General features: G+C 45.3%; 2 protein-coding genes and 1 pseudogene. All 3 read right to left on the bottom strand.

Going from position 1 to position 4,019, the window contains the following annotated elements:
• Positions 1 to 352: 352 nt before the first annotated feature.
• The gene (gene lysS, locus JCM11969_RS16080) at positions 353 to 1,825 is read right to left on the bottom strand and encodes a lysine--tRNA ligase (protein ID WP_054712847.1); all 1,473 of its coding nucleotides are present in this window, start codon (positions 1,823 to 1,825) and stop codon (positions 353 to 355) included.
• A gap of 107 nt (positions 1,826 to 1,932) precedes the next feature.
• Positions 1,933 to 2,927, bottom strand: a pseudogene (gene dusB / locus JCM11969_RS16075) (tRNA dihydrouridine synthase DusB).
• Between the two features lie 93 nt (positions 2,928 to 3,020).
• On the bottom strand, positions 3,021 to 3,908 hold the full coding sequence (gene hslO / locus JCM11969_RS16070; RefSeq protein ID WP_054712844.1) for an Hsp33 family molecular chaperone HslO: 888 nt from the start codon (positions 3,906 to 3,908) through the stop codon (positions 3,021 to 3,023).
• Positions 3,909 to 4,019: the final 111 nt, after the last annotated feature.

Below are 4,019 nucleotides of genomic sequence, written 5' to 3'. Positions count from 1 at the left end.
TTAGCTGATTCCCTTTGAATCAGCTATTTAATTGTATCTCGCTGTCTTTAACGTGTCAACAACAAGTTTGAAAAACTTTCTCAACTCGTTGTCGACCTGCCGAAGCAACTTTCTAAGAATAACATGTTGACGTATCGCCGTCAATGTTTTTTTATAAATTGTTTGAATGCTTATTCATATAAATCGGAACAACACATTCCTCTGCCTCTTTGACAACGATAATAACTATACCAGCTTTAAACACACTGGTCAATACAGTTTAGCAATTTATTTTAAAAAAGAGAACAAAAATAAGAGCCAGGCTAAAAACTTAACCTGACTCTTACTAAAATTGCTTATTTACTCATTTATGCTAATCTTCTGGTCGCATTGTTGGGAATAGCAAGACGTCACGGATTGAATCTGCATCCGTCAACAGCATGACTAGGCGATCGATACCGATTCCAAGACCACCTGTGGGCGGCATCCCGTATTCCAAAGCTTCGATAAAGTCTTCGTCGATACCTTCTGCCTCATCGTTGCCGGCTTCACGTTCGGCCACTTGGGCTTCAAACCGTTGGCGCTGGTCAATTGGATCATTCAACTCAGTAAAGGCGTTTGCAAACTCGTTACCCGTAATATAGAGCTCAAAACGGTCTGTAAACCGAGGATCATCAGGATTCTTCTTAGCTAATGGCGAGATTTCCACTGGGTGTCCGTAAATAAAGGTCGGCTGTTCCAGCTTATCTTGGACCTTCTCTTCAAAGAATGCGTTGATGATATGACCGACCTTCCAATAAGATTCATAGTGAATCCCATTGTCATCAGCTAATTTCTTAGCTTCATCGTCAGTCATTGCCGGCCAGAAATCGACACCTGTATACTCTTTGATTGCATCTACCATATGAACACGGGCAAAGTCTTTATTCAAATCGATCGTATGGCCTTGGAATGAAATAACGCCATCGTCAGTCACGGCTTTAGCTGCAGCCTTGATAATCCCTTCAGTCTCATCCATCACGTCGTGGAAATCGAAGTAGGCCACATAAGTTTCAAGCATGGTGAATTCAGGGTTATGCCGAGTATCCATCCCTTCATTACGGAAGACACGGCCAATTTCGTAAACGCGTTCCATACCACCAACGATCAACCGCTTGAGATGAAGTTCCAGCGCGATCCGCAGGTAAAGGTCAATGTTCAATGCATTATGGTGAGTAATAAATGGCCGTGCATTGGCACCACCAGCCTGGTTATGCAATACAGGAGTTTCGACTTCAGTAAAGTCTTCCCCATCTAAGTATGCCCGAATGGCTGTAATGATCTTACTGCGCTTCTTAAACCGGTCAAAACTTTCTGGATTTGAAATCAGATCCAAGTAACGTTGACGATAGATTTGCTCCTTATCCTGCAAGCCATGGTACTTTTCTGGCAATGGCCGAAGTGCCTTAGATAGGAAGGTCAATTTAGTTGCCCGAATCGTCAGTTCACCCATGTCGGTCTTGATAATGTCCCCTTCAATACCCAAATGGTCGCCAATATCTGACCGTTTAAAAATGTGGTAAACCTCATCACCTAAAATATCTTTACGAACGTAGATCTGGATCCGGCCAGTCCGGTCTTGCAAATCAGCAAAGCCAACCTTACCCTTACCACGCTTTGACACCATCCGACCAGCAATCACTGCGGTCTTACCAAGGTCGTTTAATTCATCCTTATCCATATCGCTAAACTCATCTTGCAACTGCTGTGCCAAATAAGTTCGTTCAAATCGGTGACCAAACGGATCAATACCGTTATCACGCAATTCGTCCATCTTTTCGCGACGAACGTGCATTTGGTCGTTCATTTCTTTATCTTTTCCAGCCACACTAATACCTCCATATTTCGTTCTACCTGTTTAATCATGCCAACCCTCAATAAAAAGCAAGCTCTTTTGCCTGCTTTTTAAGGATTTTATCGCTGACGTGCCGGTAAAGCAGCCAGTTTATCTAAAAATTGATCAAACAGATCGATCATTTCTTGTTCCGTTTCGGCATTGTTCAGTGCCGCCTTTGTTCTGGCTGAGTGTGAGATGCCCTTGAGATAGTACGCCGCTTGGCCGCGAAATTCCCGTGGGCCAACGTAATCGCCCTTGAGTTCAACTAACCGGTGAAGGTGTTTCTTAGCCGTTTGGATCTTCGTTGCAGGACTTGGCTCTTCAATCAGCTCACCCGTTTCCAAGTAGTGTTCAGTCTGTTTGAGCATCCATGGATTCCCCATGGCCGCCCGACCGATCATCACTGCATCAGCACCAACGTAATCGAGCATCCGCTTAGCATCCTCCGGCGTCTTCACGTCGCCGTTGCCCATAAACGGAATCGTCAGTTCACTGGCAACGTCTTTTAAAACGTCCCAGTTAGCGTGGCCCTCATACATTTGTTTCCGTGTCCGCCCATGCATGGCCAGAGCAGACGCTCCAGCACGTTCTGCGGCCAATGCATTTTCAACCGCGTAAACGTGATCCAGGTCCCAGCCAATTCGCATTTTAACCGAAACAGGCTTCTTAACAGCATCCGTGACATAGGAAACCATTTCGTAGACCTTGTTGGGATCAAGCAACCACTTAGCACCAGCATCTGTTTTAACTACTTTATTGACCGGACACCCCATGTTGATATCAATGATATCTGCGGCAGTGTGTTGATCAACAAACTTAGCGGCCTCTACAAGGGTCTCTTTGCTGCCGCCAAAGATCTGAATACTCATCGGGTGCTCAACAGCATCTACAAACATCATGTCTAACGTTTTTTGGTTATGGTACATGATGCCGCGATCAGAAATCATTTCGCAAACAACTAACCCTGCACCAAATTTTTTACAAATGACCCGAAAGGCCGAGTTCGTCACCCCAGCCATGGCGCAACAACAACCTGGTTAGGAATCTTGACGTCACCAATTTGCCATTCCATAGGCTCACCTCTTAAATTAAATTTACTATCTATTTGCCGTTTTTAAGCTGCGCTAGTTATAATAGCACACTCTTACCTAAAATTATACCCGACTTATGACGCCGTTTTGCTGGCTAAAATAGCCTTGAGTTCTGCTTCACTAAAGTCGTACTTGTTCCGACAAAAATGACAAACGGTCTCTGCGTGGTGATCTTCGTTAATAATTGTTTCCAACTGGCTTGTCGGCAAACTACCTAAGGCCTTCGCAAATTCTGGCTTAGAACAATCACATTTAAACGCTACTGGCATTTTATCTAAGACATTGACGTTCTCTTCACCAAACAACAAATTCAGCATATCCTCAGGCTTCTGTCCTGCTAACAAGAGTTCAGAAACCATCGGCACTTCTTTTAACCGTTTCTCAAGGTGCGCAATCGCATCATCTGATGCATCTGGCATGACCTGAATCAGAAACCCACCGCCAACCTTGATCGAGTTATCTTCATTAACAAAGACTGAAACACCCACTGCGGACGGAATCTGTTCTGATTGCGCAAGGTAGAACGTAAAATCATCCCCTATTTCGCCGGAAGCAAGTGGTACCTGACCGGTGTAAGGTTGATCTAGTCCCAGATCCTTGGTCACTGACAAAAAGCCATTCACACCAACCGCTTTTGAAACGTCAATTTTATGATGATCGTTCAGCGGCAGATTGACGTGGGGCTCTTGTAAGTACCCCTTAACCGTCCCTTTTGCATTGCCATCGATGACGATACCGCCAACGGGACCGCCACCATTGATCCGAACCGTCATGGTCTCGTCACCCTTCAGCACGGAAGAAGAAAGCAGCAAAGTGGTCACTAACGATCGCCCAAGTGCGGCTGAAGAAGCGGCCCAGGTGTCGTGCCGGCGCTGTGCTTCACGAACAAGCTCAGTGGCATCAACAGCGTATGCCCGAAACTGGTTGTCGTCGACAAGACTTTTAATTAAATAATCTGACATGTTTTTGTTTCCTCCCTTGAATGCGTCTTGGATAGTATAACACAGAGTGCGGAAGAAGGCGGTTAAAGGGTGGAGCCTTAAGCTAGCTTTGAAGGCTAACGGCCCGCCCCT

The organism is Secundilactobacillus paracollinoides DSM 15502 = JCM 11969 (assembly GCF_001311135.1).
Lineage (GTDB): Bacteria > Bacillota > Bacilli > Lactobacillales > Lactobacillaceae > Secundilactobacillus > Secundilactobacillus paracollinoides.
This window is presented reverse-complemented; position numbering and strand designations above follow the sequence as displayed.